General features: G+C 59.3%; 17 protein-coding genes. 11 read left to right on the forward strand and 6 right to left on the reverse strand.

Features of this window, described 5'->3' with window-relative positions; translation table 11 throughout:
- Nucleotides 1–202: 202 nt before the first annotated feature.
- On the reverse strand, nt 203–1,378 hold the full coding sequence (locus tag V6M90_RS24020) for a tetratricopeptide repeat protein (protein ID WP_332847248.1): 1,176 nt from the start codon (nt 1,376–1,378) through the stop codon (nt 203–205).
- Between the two features lie 175 nt (nt 1,379–1,553).
- Between V6M90_RS24020 and V6M90_RS24025 the strand changes: the two genes are divergently transcribed.
- The 5 genes from V6M90_RS24025 to V6M90_RS24045 all read left to right on the forward strand — a co-directional run bounded on the left by V6M90_RS24025 (nt 1,554) and on the right by V6M90_RS24045 (nt 4,587).
- Nucleotides 1,554–1,724 (forward strand): YhfG family protein, encoded by a 171-nt coding sequence (locus tag V6M90_RS24025; protein WP_003171034.1) that lies wholly within the window; start codon nt 1,554–1,556, stop codon nt 1,722–1,724.
- Nucleotides 1,724–2,329: a putative adenosine monophosphate-protein transferase Fic gene (locus V6M90_RS24030; RefSeq protein WP_003171033.1), complete on the forward strand. Its 606-nt coding sequence runs from the start codon at nt 1,724–1,726 to the stop codon at nt 2,327–2,329. Before V6M90_RS24025 ends, V6M90_RS24030 begins: the two co-directional genes overlap by 1 nt.
- Nucleotides 2,330–2,507: 178 nt before the next feature.
- Complete coding sequence (locus V6M90_RS24035; RefSeq protein WP_332847249.1) at nt 2,508–2,990, forward strand: hypothetical protein; 483 nt, start codon at nt 2,508–2,510, stop codon at nt 2,988–2,990.
- Nucleotides 2,991–3,276: 286 nt separating this feature from the next.
- Nucleotides 3,277–3,633, forward strand: coding sequence for a DUF1493 family protein (locus tag V6M90_RS24040; RefSeq protein WP_305428240.1), 357 nt, complete (start codon nt 3,277–3,279; stop codon nt 3,631–3,633).
- 102 nt (nt 3,634–3,735) lie between these two features.
- On the forward strand, nt 3,736–4,587 hold the full coding sequence (locus V6M90_RS24045; RefSeq protein ID WP_078822888.1) for a DMT family transporter: 852 nt from the start codon (nt 3,736–3,738) through the stop codon (nt 4,585–4,587).
- 57 nt (nt 4,588–4,644) lie between these two features.
- Here the strand turns inward: V6M90_RS24045 and V6M90_RS24050 are convergent, their stop codons facing one another.
- Both V6M90_RS24050 and hslO read right to left on the reverse strand, forming a co-directional pair.
- On the reverse strand, nt 4,645–6,186 hold the full coding sequence (locus V6M90_RS24050) for a phosphoenolpyruvate carboxykinase (protein WP_078731105.1): 1,542 nt from the start codon (nt 6,184–6,186) through the stop codon (nt 4,645–4,647).
- A gap of 179 nt (nt 6,187–6,365) precedes the next feature.
- On the reverse strand, nt 6,366–7,268 hold the full coding sequence (gene hslO, locus V6M90_RS24055; RefSeq protein WP_003171027.1) for an Hsp33 family molecular chaperone HslO: 903 nt from the start codon (nt 7,266–7,268) through the stop codon (nt 6,366–6,368).
- A gap of 124 nt (nt 7,269–7,392) precedes the next feature.
- Between hslO and V6M90_RS24060 the strand changes: the two genes are divergently transcribed.
- Complete coding sequence (locus V6M90_RS24060; protein WP_141064628.1) at nt 7,393–8,196, forward strand: phosphatase PAP2 family protein; 804 nt, start codon at nt 7,393–7,395, stop codon at nt 8,194–8,196.
- A gap of 29 nt (nt 8,197–8,225) precedes the next feature.
- Here V6M90_RS24060 and V6M90_RS24065 read toward each other — a convergent pair whose 3' ends face one another.
- Nucleotides 8,226–8,633 (reverse strand): RNA-binding S4 domain-containing protein, encoded by a 408-nt coding sequence (locus tag V6M90_RS24065; RefSeq protein WP_042944030.1) that lies wholly within the window; start codon nt 8,631–8,633, stop codon nt 8,226–8,228.
- A gap of 116 nt (nt 8,634–8,749) precedes the next feature.
- Between V6M90_RS24065 and rimA the strand changes: the two genes are divergently transcribed.
- From rimA to rimK, 3 genes are read left to right on the forward strand one after another with little or no spacing between them, the layout of a single operon-like run.
- Nucleotides 8,750–9,529, forward strand: a complete 780-nt coding sequence (gene rimA, locus V6M90_RS24070) for a S6 modification regulatory phosphodiesterase RimA (protein WP_332847250.1) — start codon at nt 8,750–8,752, stop codon at nt 9,527–9,529.
- Between the two features lie 13 nt (nt 9,530–9,542).
- Nucleotides 9,543–10,025 (forward strand): retropepsin-like aspartic endopeptidase RimB, encoded by a 483-nt coding sequence (gene rimB / locus V6M90_RS24075; protein WP_078731101.1) that lies wholly within the window; start codon nt 9,543–9,545, stop codon nt 10,023–10,025.
- Nucleotides 10,022–10,927, forward strand: a complete 906-nt coding sequence (gene rimK / locus V6M90_RS24080) for a 30S ribosomal protein S6--L-glutamate ligase (protein ID WP_003171022.1) — start codon at nt 10,022–10,024, stop codon at nt 10,925–10,927. The genes rimB and rimK overlap by 4 nt, the downstream gene beginning before the upstream one ends.
- A 96-nt stretch (nt 10,928–11,023) precedes the next feature.
- Here rimK and V6M90_RS24085 read toward each other — a convergent pair whose 3' ends face one another.
- Both V6M90_RS24085 and ompR read right to left on the reverse strand, forming a co-directional pair.
- Nucleotides 11,024–12,337 carry an ATP-binding protein gene (locus tag V6M90_RS24085; protein ID WP_003171021.1) on the reverse strand — a complete coding sequence of 438 codons (1,314 nt, stop codon included), beginning with the start codon at nt 12,335–12,337 and terminating at the stop codon, nt 11,024–11,026.
- 117 nt (nt 12,338–12,454) lie between these two features.
- Entirely contained in the window at nt 12,455–13,195 is a 741-nt protein-coding gene (gene ompR, locus V6M90_RS24090; protein ID WP_015373500.1) for an osmolarity response regulator transcription factor OmpR, read from the reverse strand.
- Between the two features lie 356 nt (nt 13,196–13,551).
- On the opposite strand from ompR, the gene V6M90_RS24095 reads away from it, so the two are divergent.
- Complete coding sequence (locus V6M90_RS24095; protein ID WP_003171019.1) at nt 13,552–15,876, forward strand: Tex family protein; 2,325 nt, start codon at nt 13,552–13,554, stop codon at nt 15,874–15,876.
- Complete coding sequence (locus tag V6M90_RS24100) at nt 15,876–16,259, forward strand: PaaI family thioesterase (protein ID WP_003171017.1); 384 nt, start codon at nt 15,876–15,878, stop codon at nt 16,257–16,259. Before V6M90_RS24095 ends, V6M90_RS24100 begins: the two co-directional genes overlap by 1 nt.
- Nucleotides 16,260–16,337 lie beyond the last annotated feature (78 nt).

A 16,337-nucleotide genomic window follows, 5' to 3' on the forward strand; every position in this document is an offset into this window, starting at 1 on the left:
TGAACGTGGCTTAAAAACGTAGCCCAGTCAGCTCAGCGGATCGAGAAAGGTCGCATGAAAAAAAGAGACAGGATGATACACAGGGTGGGGGATGGCCCAGGGCCGAAGTGGGAATAATCTGAGCAGGTAGCAGGAAGACACAGATCCAAATGTGGGAGGGGCTTGCCCCCTCCCACATTTTCAGAACCGCGCCATGGCTGAATCAGCGGTTCCGCACGCGCTCAATCGCCGTGTCATACACCGGATTGGCCTTTTGCTCCTTGGCCAACTGGTAATGACGCAACGCATCCGCAAACTGCCCCGCCGCTTCATAGATCCGCGCAATGTTGTAGTAGGCGCCGGCACGTACGGTGGCCGCATTGGCACCGGTCGCCAGGGCGATGGCCTTGCGATTGGCCCAGATCGACTCGGCAGTGTTACCGGCCTTCTGATATGCCAGACCGAGGTTGCCGTAGGCCTTGCCAAACCCATTGTCCAGATCGATAGCCTGACGGAACAGATCAATCGCCTGGTCCAGGTTACCCGCTTGGTAGGCCGCTTCACCCTGTACGTTCAGACGCTTCGCATCAGCTTGTGCGGATGAGCTGACAGCTACTGCGGTGACTGCAACGCTGTCATCCAGCAACGGCTTTACTTCGTTCAGTACGTTCTTGGCATCGACCTTCACACCGCTGAACGTGTTGATGTCCTGGAAGTCGCCGCTACCGGTCATGCGGAACACTGTCCATAGGTTACCGCTGCGGTTTTTCGGCACATAGTAGGTGCGTACCAGCGATTGGCCCATGTACACGAACACTGTGGCTTCGCTGTTGGACAACTGGCGCGAGCTTGGATTGCCGCCGTTGCTGTAGTCGTGCACGGCGTAAACGTAGCTTTCGCCGTAGTGTTTTTTCTGCAGGGTGATGGTTTCCGGGCCGTAGCTGTCGGTGTCATCCACGTCCAACTCGGCGTCGGTGCCGGTCTTGTTCTCGAAGTAGATATTGTTGCCGGGGAAGATCATATGGGAGTCGAGATCGTCCGGCGTCTGGCCCCAGGTCAGCACCACACGCAGGCCATCGAGGTTTTCCATCACCGGGCTGATGGCATAGGTCATGCCCTTGCACGGGCACTTCACCACCAGGTTGGAATAACCAGGCTTCTTGATGATTAGCAGGTTGCTGGCATCATCAGCCGCCTCGCTGGTCAAGGTCACCTGGCCCTGGGCGTTGGTACGACCCACCACGTTCTGCGCGCCGTTGCGTTGCAGCAGCACTTCGGCGTCGGCGATTTTCTGGTCCTTGACCACCGCGCTGAGCACTTCAATCGGCAACTGTTCGGCCTGAGCGGAAAAAGCCACCGCACACAAAGACATCGCCGAAGCGACACGAAGCAAACTCATGCTTAACTCCCTTTAAGTAACGGGCGGAATCGCCCTACAAGATTTTGCGGTGAAACATACGCTGAATTCAGCCTGCTGGCGGACTTTTTATACAAAATGTGACGCGGTTTTTATCCCGCCTGCCCGCTGACGCATTGCGCTACAATCAAGCCTTGCTACCCAGGAGGACGCTGCGATGAGCGAACTGACGTTTGAGCAAAAACAGGATCACTACCATAAGATCCGCCGTTCCAATTACCTGGCCAGCCTGCGCCTGGAAGGGTTCGAGACCCAACCCGCCGACGTCGACAAACCCTTGCCGACCCGCGAAGCCGTGCTTGCCAAGTACCGCAACACCTCACGCTGATGCTCGACAAATACGGGGTGGGCCAGGACCCGTACTGCTATCCCGGTAGCAGCGTCCTGCGCAACCGCCTCGATTTGCTCGACGAGCACCGCCTGCATCAGGCCGAGCGGGAATTATCCGAAATCGCCGTAGGCAACCTCCCGCTTTTCCCACCACCCTACGACCTCGATCGCCTGCAACACATCCACCGTACGCTGTTCGGCGACATCTACGACTGGGCCGGTGAACTGCGCAGCGTCAACATCCAGAAAGGCGACACACTGTTCTGCACCCCGGAACGCATTCCGCCGGAAGCGGCGAAGATCATTCGGCATATGGAAGAGGCGAACTGGTTTGTCGGCGCGAGCCAGGCCGAACTGGTAACGCAGATTGCCCAGGCATACGGCGACCTCAATGTTATCCACCCCTTCCGCGAAGGCAACGGCCGGGCGCAGCGGATTTTGTTCGAACAGATCATCGTGAATGCAGGTTTTTCGGTGAACTGGTGGCTGGTGAAACATGCGGCGTGGATACCGGCGAATATTGATGCGGTGGCGTGTGATTATCGGGGGCTTGAGGCGATTTTTGAGCGGTGTATCAATAAGCCGGCCAGCGCCCACATTTGACCCGTTTCAGCTGCCAAATCGCTGCCAAGCCGAAAATGCCAGAAGCTGCTGTAGGAAACAACCAAACACCGTGCAAGCCCATTCCTAAACTGCAAAAAACACCTGCCCGCCCCTCTACAGGCCCCCCCTATTTCTGACCGAAACTAGCGCTCTCTCAATTTTTTTTTCGGCAAAAAATGTGAACATCGAACGGACTCAACACATCGGCCATTACGGCGTCACGTTCACTGTGATTCGCCTTACCGTTTTACCTGCCAACCGACAGGCACTGGCAAACCTTTGTTTATTGGAGGCCGGCCCTTCAGCAAACGACGTTCGCTACCGCCTGATGCGCCTTTACGAAAAAATGCTTGCCCGTGATTTACCTTGCAAGATGACTGTCGCAATCTCCAAGCCGCTGACCCGGCGCCAGGCCGATTTGCTTAATGAACGTGGAACCATCGTGGCAGGATTGATCGCCGGTGCTGTTTCAGCGCCCATCAGCCTGGCATCACCCTTTTTGGGAGCCGCCGCAGGTGGAGCAGTTGGCCTGAAAGTGAAAGATGTCATTCGCAGCTATCACGCCGCAGACGTCATCATCGGCATAGACGCACAAGTAAACGGCGGCATCGGTCCTCAACGATCGTTGTCAGCCATGGTCCGAAAGTTCCAGGGAGGATAATACGGTGACCGAATACTCTCCCTGGATAACTCTTATCATCCTTGTAGTACTTGCCACTGTATTGGATAGGAAACTGAAGCACCCCGTAATCAGAAAATGGACTGGGTTAGCCCTTATGCTTACAGGACCTACACTTTTATTCAGCGCCACGTCCTGGATAACACAGTTACCATTCTTCAGTTTCCCGATCATTGCCTTCATCACAGGTGTCGATCTCTTGTTCACCCAAAACAAACACAAAAGATCACACAACCATCCCCCTCATCCACTCCTGCGTGCCCCCACCATGAACCTGGCCCCCAACTTCCCCGAAGACCCCGCGATGCAACAGTTGTTGCAACTGCTGCACGAAGAAATCGGCCTGCCGAAACACAAGACCCTCCGCCTGCAAACGGCGATCAACTTCGACCTGGGTTGCGACGGCAGTGAGGCCAAACAACTCATGGAAGCACTGGAACAGGATTTTGGCGTCGACCTGGGCGACTACGACGCTTATCGTTACTTCAACCCGCCGATGTTCGACGTGTTCATGAAACACCGCGCCAAGGGTCGTGGCGAAAAAGTGCCACTGACCATCGGTATGCTGTATCTGGCGATCAAGACCCACAGCTGGGACACGCAGACGCTGGAGAACCTGAGCTGAGCGAACACCGACTCCAGGCACACCGCAACCCCTCCCACATTGGATCTGCGCGAGCCCAAGGGGCCGCGTTCAAAACAACAAGGATCTTGCATGGACGCAACAATGGGCCTGCTGGCCGCCCTGCTCTGGGGCGGCACGGATTTCCTCGTGGGCCTCAATGCCCGCGCCGTCGGTGTTAAACGCGCCGTGTATTTCGGTCAGGCACTTGGCTTCCTGATCATGACCTTGCTGCTGGTCATCTTTCCGATCTTCCTCTTCAAAGCCCTCGACGCGTCACTGAGCGTCTGGCTGCTGGGCATTGCCGCCGCACTGCTCACTGTGTCCGGCGCGCTCGCGCTGTCCAAGGCTTTCGCTCTGGGCAAAGCAGCCATCGTTGCGCCGCTGGTGACGTCATACGGCGTGGTCACCACCCTGCTGTCCTGGGCCAGCGGTGAACACATCAATCTGATCCAACTCGGCTGCATCGCCCTGTGCGTGCTCGGTGTGATCCTCTCCAGCCTCCACAAGGACAACGGCGTCCCTCATAACAACCCGCGCCTGTCCATCGCCTACGCCATGCTCGCCGCATTGCTGTACGGCACCAGTTTCTGGTTGCAGGGCCGCTATACATTACCGGCGCTGGGGCCGATTACCATGCTGTGGCTGGGTTATCTGGTGGGCGTGTGCGTACTGGTGATGATGGTGCTGAGGATCAAGGACGGCCTGAAAATACCACCGTTGAAAAACTGCGCAACGTTAACCGGCGCCAGCGTGATGAACCTCGGCGGGTTCTCGGCGTTTTCATGGGGAGCGATGGCCGGATCGGTCTCGGTGGTAACAGTGATCAGCACGTTGTCGGGTGGGATTGCGGCGATTCTGGGGTTTGTGTTTTTCAAGGAGCGATTGGCGGCCGTGCAAGTGCTGGGGGTCGTGTTGGTGCTGGTCGGGGCGGTGCTTTTGCACATTGCTTATTAACCCATCGCGCACAAAAAAGCCGCCCACAAGAGGCGGCTTTTTCACAACATGCGAATCTTACAACTTGGGACCCGCAGCCTTGATCGCATCGCTCACTTCAAATTTCTTGAAGTTCTCGATGAACAGGCCGGCCAACGCCTTCGCCGCTTCATCGTAAGCCGCCTTGTCAGCCCAGGTGTTACGTGGGTTCAACAGGCCGGTTTCAACGCCCGGTACGGCCAATGGCACGTCAAGGTTGATGGTGTCGAGGTGTTCGGTTTCGGCACCGATCAGAGCGCCGCTCTGGATCGCTGCGATCACGCCGCGCGTGGTCGGGATATTGAAGCGTTTGCCGACACCGTAGCCGCCGCCGGTCCAGCCGGTGTTGACCAGGTAGACCTTGGAGCCGAAGCCGCGGATGCGCTTGATCAACAGCTCAGCGTATTCACCAGCCGGGCGCGGGAAGAATGGCGCACCGAAGCAGGTGGAGAAGGTCGACTTGATGCCGCTGCCCGAACCCATTTCGGTCGAGCCCACCAATGCGGTGTAGCCGGACAGGAAGTGGTAGGCCGCTTGCTCTTCGCTGAGGATCGACACGGGCGGCAGTACGCCGGTCAGGTCGCAGGTCAGGAAGATCACCGCGTTTGGCTCGCCGCCCAGGTTCTTCTCGGAACGCTTGGCAACGTGCTCCAGCGGGTAGGCGGCACGGCTGTTCTGGGTCAGGCTCACGTCGGCGTAGTCAGCGTGCTTGGCTTCGTCGATCACGACGTTTTCCAATACCGCGCCGTGCTTGATGGCTTTCCAGATAACCGGCTCGTTCTTCTCGGACAGGTCGATGCACTTGGCATAGCAACCGCCTTCGATGTTGAACACCACGCCCTCGCCCCAGCCGTGTTCGTCGTCACCGATCAGGTAACGGCTTTCGTCGGCCGACAGGGTGGTCTTGCCAGTGCCGGAGAGGCCGAAGAACAGGGTCACGTCGCCCGCTTCGCCAATGTTGGCGGCGCAGTGCATCGGCAGTACGTCGGCGGCCGGCAGCAGGAAGTTCTGCACCGAGAACATGGCTTTTTTCATTTCACCGGCGTAACGCATGCCGGCGATCAGCACTTTTTTCTGGGCGAAGTTGAGGATCACGCAACCGTCGGAGTTGGTGCCGTCACGCTCTGGCACGCACTCGAAGTTGGCCACGTTGAGCACTTGCCACTCATCCCGGCCGGCCGGGTTGTACTGTGCCGGGTTGATGAACAGGCAACGACCGAACAGGTTCTGCCAGGCAGTCTGGGTGGTCATTTTGACGGCCAGGTAGTGGTCTTCGGCAGCCCCTACGTGAACGTGGGAAACGAAGTGCTCTTGCGCGTTGTTGAAGGCTTCTACGCGGTTCCACAGGGCATCGAACTTGTCGGCCGGGAACTTGCGGTTGATCGGGCCCCAGGCGATGGCGTCCTGGGTGGAAGGCTCTTCAACGATGAAACGGTCAACCGGCGAACGACCGGTGCGGTGACCGGTTTCCACGACCAGCGCGCCAGTATCGGCAAGCACGCCTTCACCGCGCTGCAGGGCTTCTTTGACCAGATCGTCAACACTCAGATCGGTGTATACGGCGTTATTGGCTTGCGTCATGAGGTTCCCCGTCGGCCTGTGGCCGAGTGCTCCAAACGTTTTGTAGTAGAAAGTTGCGCACTACTACCGCGAAAAAAGTGGGCCGGATTATGCCAGAAAAGCCCAAAAAGAGTAGGGCCCTCCCGTCAGAACACCTCTAATCCGGCATTTGTCAGGTGATTTACCTGTGCTTAAACGTTTTAGTGGCGGGTGTCGGAAGGCGTGTCGATGCCAGCGCCGGCGAACAATTGAGCGACATCAGCCGCATCGAACAGGTAGCGCTCGTTGCAGAACTGGCAGTCGATCTCGATATGGCCACCGTGTTCCACCACCAGATTTTGCGCATCTTCCAGGCCCAGGCTGACCAACGCATTGGCCGAACGCTCGCGCGAGCAGCTGCACTTGAAGCGCAGGCCCTGTGCATCGAACAAGCGCACGGCTTCTTCGTGGTACAGGCGATGCAGGATGGTTTCGTTGTCCAGGCCCAGCAGTTCTTCGGCTTTCAGGGTGTCGGCCAGGGCAATGATGTGCCGCCAGCTTTCAGCACGGTCATCGTCGTCCTTGATACGGTCGGCCGGCAGCTGTTGGACCAACAGGCCACGGGCGCGCTTGCCGTCGGCGTTGAGCCAGAACTTGGTGCCCACCTGCTGGGACATCACGAAATAGTTGGTGAAGCAGTCCGACAGCGTTTCGCCGTCAAGGTCGACGATGCCCTGGTAACGCTGGCCTTCCGTCGGGTCGACCGTAATGGCCAATACACCATTGGCCATCAGGTCGCTGAGCGTGGCGTCCGGAGCGATCCGGTCGGCCTCATAACGAGCCAGTCCACGGATCTCACGCTCGCTGGAGCACTCGATCATCAGCATCGGCACCGGTCCTTCGGAGCGGGCCTGCAGGATCAGCAAGCCGTCGAATTTCATGGTGCCGACCAGCAGCGCGGCGGCCGCCATCAGCTCACCAAGCAGCTGTGCGACCGGCTCCGGATAGGGGTGCTTGGCAAGGACTTCGGCATAGCTGCGCTCCAACGAGACCATCTCGCCGCGGGCGTCGCTCTCGTCGAAAATGAAGCGTTGGGTGAAGTCGGTATCCGGTAAATCAGTCATAGGTCTGGTATCTGAATTGATGACAAATTGGTTACAGCGTTTATAAAATTAAACGCTTTAGCACCATTCTGGTGCGGTTTTCTCTTGGAAACAGAGAACTTAATAGAGCGAAGAGGGACAGTTTATGAACAATCCGGGTTTGTTCCAAGCCAAGTGGAACCTCCGGCGATGGGCTCTTTGCAATCTACTCGCTATCGGACTGCTGTGTTTTTGGCTGTGGCCCACGGGGCAGATGCTGTGTGTGATTTTCGACGAGTGGCTGTTTCATCTGCTCAACGACCCGCTGGCGACCAATGCAACATGGCTGCATCTGTGGGCTGTCGCCAGTTTGCGGCCGTTTGACGCGGTGGTCGGGGTGATTCTGCTGACCCTGCTGATTCGCGGCGACTGGGTATTCAAGGCCGTGCAGGTGCGCCAGGGGCTGTTAGGTTTTGTCGGCATTTTGTTGCTGCTGTTGTTCATTCGCATGCTGTTTTCCAAGCTGGCCGCGCAGATGGGCTGGCAACACAGCAGCCCCTCGATGGTGATCGGTGGGGCGGTGCAGATGAGTGACTTTTTCCCTGGCCTGGAAAAGACCTGGGAGCTGAAGGACCGTTCGAGCCAGAGCTTTCCGGGGGATCATGCGTCGGTGCTGTTGATCTGGGGAATGTTCATGACGGTATTTGCCCGGCGTGTCGGCCAGGTGCTGGTGATCTGGGGGCTGGCAGTGTTGTTCATGATGCCGCGCCTGGTGGCAGGCGCGCATTGGGGCCAGGACGATTACATCGGCGGGGTGCTGCTGGCGCTGTTGGCGTTGGGTTGGGGGTATTACACGCCGTTTGCGGCGGTGGTGTCGGGGGCGCTGCTGAGGGTGACGACGCCGATCTTCGAGTTACTCGGCAAGTTGCCGGTGATCGGACAATTGAGCATCGTGCGCACAGCCCCTTAACGCCCCCTCCCACAGGGGGATCTGCGCGATCAGTCATCATTGCCACTGCCGCGAAACTTGAACAGATCGCGGCGCTGCTTCTTGCTTGGCTTGCCATCGGTGGTCAGACCTGAAGCCCCCGCCTTGCGCATCGCCGCCGCATTTTCGCGCTTGGCGATGCTGGCTTCGGTCTCGGTGTACAACGCCTGCGCTTCAGGTGCGCCCCGGCGCACGATGGACAGCGCCTGGACCACAATGGTCTTTTCGTCGAAACCGGTACGAATCTGCAACTCGTCGCCGATGCGCGGCTCCTTGCCCGGTTTGCAGCGCTCACCGCGATGATGCACCTTGCCACTCTCAATGGCGGCCTTCGCCAGGGCACGCGTCTTGTAGAAACGCGCGGCCCACAACCACTTGTCCAACCGGACCTTTTCTTCCTCTTCCTGCTTTTGAGCCACTTGAATTCCTCGCTCTGAAAAATGTCGCAACTTTACCGTTGAAACCCTTCGACGCATAAACCCCAAGGCTCACCTAAGATACGCCAGGTAGCATTCTGTTTTCGCGAGGACATGCCGTGACCGACTTTCCGATTTCACTGACCTCGCCAAACCAGCGATGCGTGGGATGCCAGCAAAGCGAGCCCCTGGGGTTCGATTTTGCTTTCGCCTACCAGCCCATCGTAGACCTTCGTGACCATTCGATCTTCGCCAACGAAGCCTTGGTGCGCGGTGTCAACGGTGAAGGGGCGCTGTCGGTGCTCGATCAAATCACCGAAGCCAATCGTTACCGCTTCGACCAGCGCTGCCGTACCCAGGCGATCGCCGGCGCTGCGGCATTGGGGATGCAGACCTACCTTTCGATCAATTTCATGCCCAATGCTGTCTACCGTCCGGAGCTGTGTATCCGCAGCACGCTGGAGGCGGCCCGTGCACATAATTTCCCAGTGGACCGGCTGATTTTCGAGACCCTCGAAAGCGAGCATGTAGATAACTATCGCCATTTGACGAATATTCTGCGTGAATACCGCGAATTCGGTTTCAAGACCGCCATCGATGATTTCGGCGCGGGCTATTCGGGGCTGAATCTGTTGGCCGATTTCCAACCTGACCTGATCAAACTCGATATGGCGCTGATTCGCGATGTCGACCAGGACCGTGTCCGTCAGGTGATCGTCCGGGGGATTGTCACAATCTGTGAGCAGTTGGGCGTTACTGTCATTGCCGAAGGCGTCGAAACGGCCGGCGAGCGAGACTTTCTGTCCGGCTGTGGAATATTTCTGATGCAGGGTTACTGGTTCGCCAAGCCCGCATTCAATGCCCTGGCCAAGGTATCACCTCAGGCCTGGGCGAACTGATCGGTTACCCATATTGAAGACATTTGACCATTTGACCGTTGTGGGTCTGCGTGAGTGGGTGGCACTTCCCGACCTGGGAGTGGCAGGCCTGCGCGCGAAGATCGACACCGGTGCCAGCACCTCCAGTCTGCACGCCACCGATATCGAGCCCTTTGAGCGCGACGGTGAAAAGTGGGTGCGCTTTACCGCACACCTGGGCAGCGTGGTGCAGCTGCGTCATCGCCGCTGCGAAGCCCCACTGGTGACAATGAAAACCATCAAGAGCTCCAACGGCCATGCGCAGGTGCGCTATGTGATCAGCACCACCCTGGCGCTGGGGGATGGGGTATGGCGGGTGGAATTCACCCTCGCCTGCCGCAAGGCCATGCGTTACCGCTTATTGCTGGGCTCCAAGGCGTTGATTGACGGCCAGTTGGTAGTCAATCCCGGCCTCAAGTACGTTCAAGACAAGCCGGTGTTCCCGGTCTCTACTATTTCTGCCCCAGGTGCTGCATGAAGATTGCTGTGCTGTCGCGAAACCCGCGTCTGTATTCCACCCGCCGCCTGGTCGAGGCCGGCACCGAACGTGGCCACGAAATGGTGGTGATCGACACGTTGCGTGCCTACATGAACATTGCCAGCCACAAGCCGCAGATCCATTACCGCGGTAAGCCGCTGGAGGGCTTTGATGCGGTGATTCCGCGTATCGGCGCTTCGGTGACGTTTTATGGCTGCGCGGTGCTGCGCCAGTTTGAAATGATGGGGGTGTTCCCCCTGAATGAATCGGTCGCCATTGCGCGCTCGCGAGACAAGCTGCGTTCGCTGCAATTGCTGTCGCGTCGAGGCATCGGCCTGCCGGTCACCGGTTTCGCCCACTCCCCCGACGACATCCCCGACCTGATCGAAATGGTCAATGGCGCGCCCTTGGTGATCAAAGTGCTGGAAGGCACCCAGGGTATCGGTGTGGTGCTGTGTGAAACCGCGACGGCCGCCGAGTCGGTAATCGAGGCGTTCATGGGCCTCAAGCAGAACATCATGGTGCAGGAATACATCAAGGAAGCCGGGGGTGCGGATATTCGCTGCTTCGTGGTGGGCGACAAGGTGATTGCGGCGATGAAGCGTCAGGCCAAGCCTGGCGAGTTTCGCTCCAACCTGCACCGCGGCGGCAGTGCCAGCCTGATCAAGATCACCCCGGAAGAACGCATGACCGCGCTGCGGGCGGCCAAGGTCATGGGGCTGGCCGTGGCGGGTGTGGATATCCTGCGGTCAAACCACGGGCCGCTGGTGATGGAGGTGAATTCATCACCGGGCCTGGAAGGGATCGAGACCACCACGGGCAAGGATGTGGCGGGGATCATCATTCAGCATCTGGAGAAGAATGGTGGGCCGAATATGACCCGGACCAAAGGCAAGGGCTAGAAAAGCAGTGGGTAGCCTCAAGCTGTAAGCTGCAAGAAAGGGCAAAAGTGACATACCTTTCTCTTGCAGCTTTAAGCTTGCGGCTTGCAGCTGTTCCTAGACCGCGTCTCTAGGCAGCATCAAGCCTAACGGCAAGCGCACCCGCGCCTCCAGACCACCGCCCTCGCGGTTGCGCAGTTCGACATTGCCGCCATGCATCGAAGCAATCCGCCGCACAATCGCCAGCCCCAGGCCGGTGCCTTTGCCACCCCGCGCACGATCACCACGGGTGAACGGGTTGAAAATGCCTTCCAGCTCGGCCGGATCAATCCCCGCGCCACGGTCCATCACACTCAACACCACATAAGGTGCCGCATTGTCGCCGGATACATACGCCGCCACTTCCACATCGGAGCCGGCATGGTGCAAGGCGTTGCCAATCAGGTTGTTCAGCAGGCGCTTCATCGAGATCCGACGCAACGCAAACGGCTGAATCGGCTCAAGACGCATACGTACCTGTTCGCTACTCTGGTTGTAAGGCGCTACCACTTCACGCACCAGGTCGGTCAGGTCGACTTCTTCCACTACTTCGTCACGGCCATCGCGGATAAACGCCAGGAACTGGTCGAGAATCGCGTCCATGTCCTCGATATCGCGGACCATGTCGTCGGTCAGGTCGGTATGGTTGTCCATCAACTCCAATGACAGGCGCAAACGCGTCAATGGCGTACGCAGGTCATGGGACACGCCCGCCAGCATCAGCTCGCGTTCGCGCCCGGCCTGTTCGACGTCTTCCGCCATCTGGTTGAACGCGCCATACACCTCGGTCATCTCACTGGGCGTATCACTGACCGGCAGGCGCACGCTGCGCCCCTGGCCCAGCTGGCGCGCGGCAAACACCAGGCGTTTGAGCGGCTGGTTGAGCTGACGCACGAAAATCCAGGCGGAGGCCGTCGAGAGCAAGCCGATCGCCAGGAACCAGCCCAGCACGTTCCAGATCTTCTGCCCCCGCAACGGATGCGGATACAACGGCACCTTGATCCAGGCATCCCCCAGGCTCGGTGCCCTCACCCAGAGCGCGGGCGAAACATGCATGCGCAATCGCACCTCGGTATCCTCGCCCAGCTCGGCCTGCATCTGGCGCTGGTAAATCTCGCTGTAGGGCCAGTGCTGCTCGCCTTCGGGGACGCCGGCGCCGTCGACCCGGGTCAACGTCGACGCCTTGGCCACCTTTTCGCGGTTCTCGGGGTCTACGGCCCAATAACCACGCAACGTCAACGCGACACCATGGCTGTATTGCCGATCCACCAGCACGTCCTCGTTCATCAATAGATAAACCAGTGTGAGTGCCTTGGAAAACAGAACGACGATCAACACCAGCCAAAGGGTGCGCGAGAAGAAACTTTGAGGGAACCACAGCGGGGTTTTCATAGATGACAGCTGGACACCTTGCAGGAACGAGCGGTGCTCGCAGAATTGCAGACGCCGGGCATCGCGTCGACCCTTATAAAGTCAAACGCGAAAATGCCCGCCTCGGCAAATCATTGGTCACTTGGTTGCGGTGCCATCCGGCACAAACACATACCCCACGCCCCATACCGTCTGGATATACCGTGGCTTGGACGGGTCCGGCTCGATCATCCGGCGCAGACGGGAAATCTGCACGTCGATGGAGCGCTCCAGGGCGTCCCACTCGCGGCCACGGGCCAGATTCATCAGCTTGTCGCGGGTCAGCGGCTGGCGGGCGTTCATCACCAGGGCCTTGAGCACGGCAAATTCGCCGGTGGTGAGCATATGCACTTCGTCGCCACGTTTAAGCTCACGAGTTGCCAACGACAACTCGTAGTCGCCAAAGGTAACGCTTTCGTCTTCGCTGCCAGGTGCACCGGGAACCGGTGGTGCCTGGCGACGCAATACGGCCTTGACCCGCGCCATCAGCTCATCCGGATTGAATGGCTTGGCCAGATAGTCATCGGCGCCCAGTTCAAGGCCCTTGATACGGCTCAGCTCATCGCCCTTGGCGGTGAGCATGATGATCGGGATCTGGTTGTTCGCGCCGCGCAGACGCTTGCAGGCCGTAAGGCCGTCTTCGCCGGGCAGCATCAGGTCGAGCACGACCAGGTTGAATACTTCACGCCCCAGCAGGCGGTCCATCTGCTCGGTGTTCGGCACCGCGCGGGCACGGTAGCCTTTGGAATTGAAGAAACGCTCCAACAGGCTGCTCAGCCCCGGATCGTCATCAACGATGAGAATTTTTTCGCCTTCAGCAGTTTGTGCAGTGCTGCTCATTGGATGCTCCTCTTATCTCGGCGCGCATTATGGCCTAGCTGCCGTTATACGCACCGTGTGCATTGTTAGCAGATTTTTCCTCCACTGCCAGCGAACCCGCGCCCTACAACCCTGCGTGCAGTAGCCCTCAAGGACAGAACGCTGGTTATAATGCGGCGCCTTCGTGCAGGGCAACGTCAGATCGTTACCGTTTACTGCCGGGCTTTTTTTACCCGCTTGTCGTGATTTTTTCGATTTCGAGGGTCAATAGGCTGCCTCTTGACCCAGGTAGCGGCGCCAGTCGGGCCGCTCAACCAGCCGCGCAAGGCCTTGTTTTCCGGGCTTGCGAGCTGCTTTTCAGAATTTCAGGTGGTTTTATGGACAGCATCAACAGCCGCATCGCCGAGGAACTCGGCGTACGCCCACAACAGGTCGAAGCGGCCGTCGCTCTACTGGATGAAGGCTCCACGGTGCCCTTCATCGCCCGTTACCGTAAAGAAGTGACCGGCAGCCTCGACGACACCCAACTGCGTCACCTGGAAGAGCGCCTGCGCTACCTGCGAGAACTCGACGAACGGCGCATCAGCATCCTGGCCAGCATCGAGGAACAGGGCAAGCTGACCCCGCAACTCGAGCGCGACATCAAGCTTGCCGACACCAAGACCCGCCTCGAAGACCTCTACCTGCCGTACAAACAAAAGCGCCGCACCAAAGGCCAGATCGCCCTCGAAGCCGGCCTGGGCGAGCTGGCCGACGGGCTGTTCAACGACCCGTCGTTGACCCCGGAAGCCGAAGCCGCGCGTTTTGTCGATGCCGAAAAAGGCATCGCCGACGTCAAGGCCGCCCTCGAGGGCGCCAAGTACATCCTCATGGAGCGCTTCGCCGAAAACGCCAGCCTCCTGGAAAAACTGCGCACATACCTCAAGCAGGAAGCCATCCTCAGCGCCCGCGTCATCGCCGGCAAAGAGGAAGAAGGCGCCAAGTTCCGCGATTACTTCGAACACGACGAACCGCTGAAAAGTATGCCATCGCACCGCGCGCTGGCGATTTTCCGCGGCCGCAACGAAGGCATTCTCAGCTCTTCGCTGAAAGTCGGCGACGAGTTGCCGGGCACCATGCACCCGTGCGAAGGCATGATCGGTCAACAATTCGGCATCCAGAATCAGAACCGTCCTGCGGACAAGTGGCTCGGCGAAGTCGTGCGCTGGACCTGGAAGGTCAAGCTCTACACCCACCTGGAAACCGACCTGCTCGGTGAGCTGCGCGACGGCGCCGAAACCGAAGCGATCAACGTGTTCGCCCACAACCTGCACGACCTGCTGCTGGCCGCCCCGGCCGGCCCGCGCGCCACCCTGGGTCTCGACCCGGGCCTGCGCACCGGCTGCAAGGTCGCCGTGGTCGACGCCACCGGCAAGCTGCTGGACCACGCCACCGTGTACCCGCATGTGCCACATAACAAGTGGGACCAGACCCTCGCCATCCTGGCCGCGCTGTGCGCCAAGCATTCGGTGGACCTGATCGCCATCGGCAACGGCACTGCCAGCCGTGAAACCGACAAGCTGGCCGCCGAGCTGATCAAAAAATACCCAGCGATGAAAATGACCAAAGTCATGGTCTCCGAGGCCGGCGCTTCGGTGTACTCGGCGTCGGAGCTGGCGTCCAAGGAATTCCCGGACCTTGACGTCTCTATCCGTGGTGCGGTGTCCATCGCCCGCCGCCTGCAGGACCCGCTGGCAGAGCTGGTGAAAATCGACCCCAAATCCATCGGCGTCGGCCAGTACCAGCACGATGTGTCGCAGTTGAAACTGGCGCGCGGCCTGGATGCCGTGGTCGAAGACTGTGTGAACGCCGTCGGCGTGGACGTCAACACCGCCAGCGTGGCGTTGCTGGCGCGGATCTCCGGCCTCAACGCCACGCTGGCGCAGAACATCGTGACCCACCGTGACGAAAACGGCGCCTTCAAAACCCGCGCCGCGCTGAAAAAAGTTGCGCGCCTGGGCGAGAAAACCTTCGAACAAGCCGCCGGTTTCCTACGCGTCATGAACGGCGATAACCCGCTGGACTCTTCGGCCGTCCACCCGGAAGCCTACCCGCTGGTGCAACGCATCGCCGCCGAGACCGACCGCGATATTCGCTCGCTGATCGGCGACGCCGCCTTCCTCAAGCGCCTGGACCCGAAGAAGTACACCGACGAAACCTTCGGCGTGCCGACCATCACCGACATCCTGCAAGAGCTGGAAAAACCCGGTCGCGACCCTCGCCCCGAATTCAAGACCGCCGAGTTCCAGGACGGCGTCGAAGACCTGAAGGATTTGCAGCCGGGCATGATCCTCGAAGGCGTGGTGACCAACGTGACCAACTTCGGCGCCTTTGTGGATATCGGCGTGCATCAGGACGGTTTGGTGCATATCTCCGCGCTTTCGGAGAAGTTCATCAAAGACCCGCGCGAAGCGGTGAAAGCCGGTGACGTGGTCAAGGTCAAGGTCATGGAAGTCGATATCCCGCGCAAGCGCGTCGGCCTGTCGATGCGCATGAGCGACGAGCCCGGCGAGAAAATCGACGGTGCCCGTGGCGCACGCCCTGGCTCCGCACCGCGTCAGTCGCAGAACAACGCACCGCGCAAGGAAACCGCGACCGCAGCGCCAAGCAACAATGCCATGGCCTCGCTGTTCGCCAACGCCAAGCAATTGAAGAAACGCTGATGGAAATGCCCGCCGGGTTGACCCAGAGCGCGTTCAGCGAACTGATCGGCTGCCGCCTGCAACGCCTGGAAGACGGCGTTGCCGAGGTGGCCCTGACCCTGGAGCCGCACCTGCGCAACCGCGCGGGCAAGCTGCATGGCGGGGCTATTTTCAGTCTGGTCGATATCACCATGGGCCTGGCCTGTTCCAGTGCCCATGGCTTTGACCAGCAGAGCGCGACCATCGAATGCAAGATCAACTACATCCGCGCCGTCGAAGACGGTGACGTACTGTGCACCAGCCGGGTGATTCACGCCGGCAGGCGCACCCTGGTGGTCGAAGCCGATGTGTATCAGGACGAAAGACTTGTCGCAAAAGCGCAGGGCACGTTCGCTGTCCTATAGCTCCCCACCCTTGATTTGAGTTAATTTCGGCGCTGCGATAACAGCGTCGGAATTTTCCTGCTGTGCTGTAGCCCAATT

It is taken from the genome of Pseudomonas lactucae, assembly GCF_036688725.1.
In the GTDB taxonomy this organism is placed as follows: domain Bacteria; phylum Pseudomonadota; class Gammaproteobacteria; order Pseudomonadales; family Pseudomonadaceae; genus Aquipseudomonas; species Aquipseudomonas lactucae.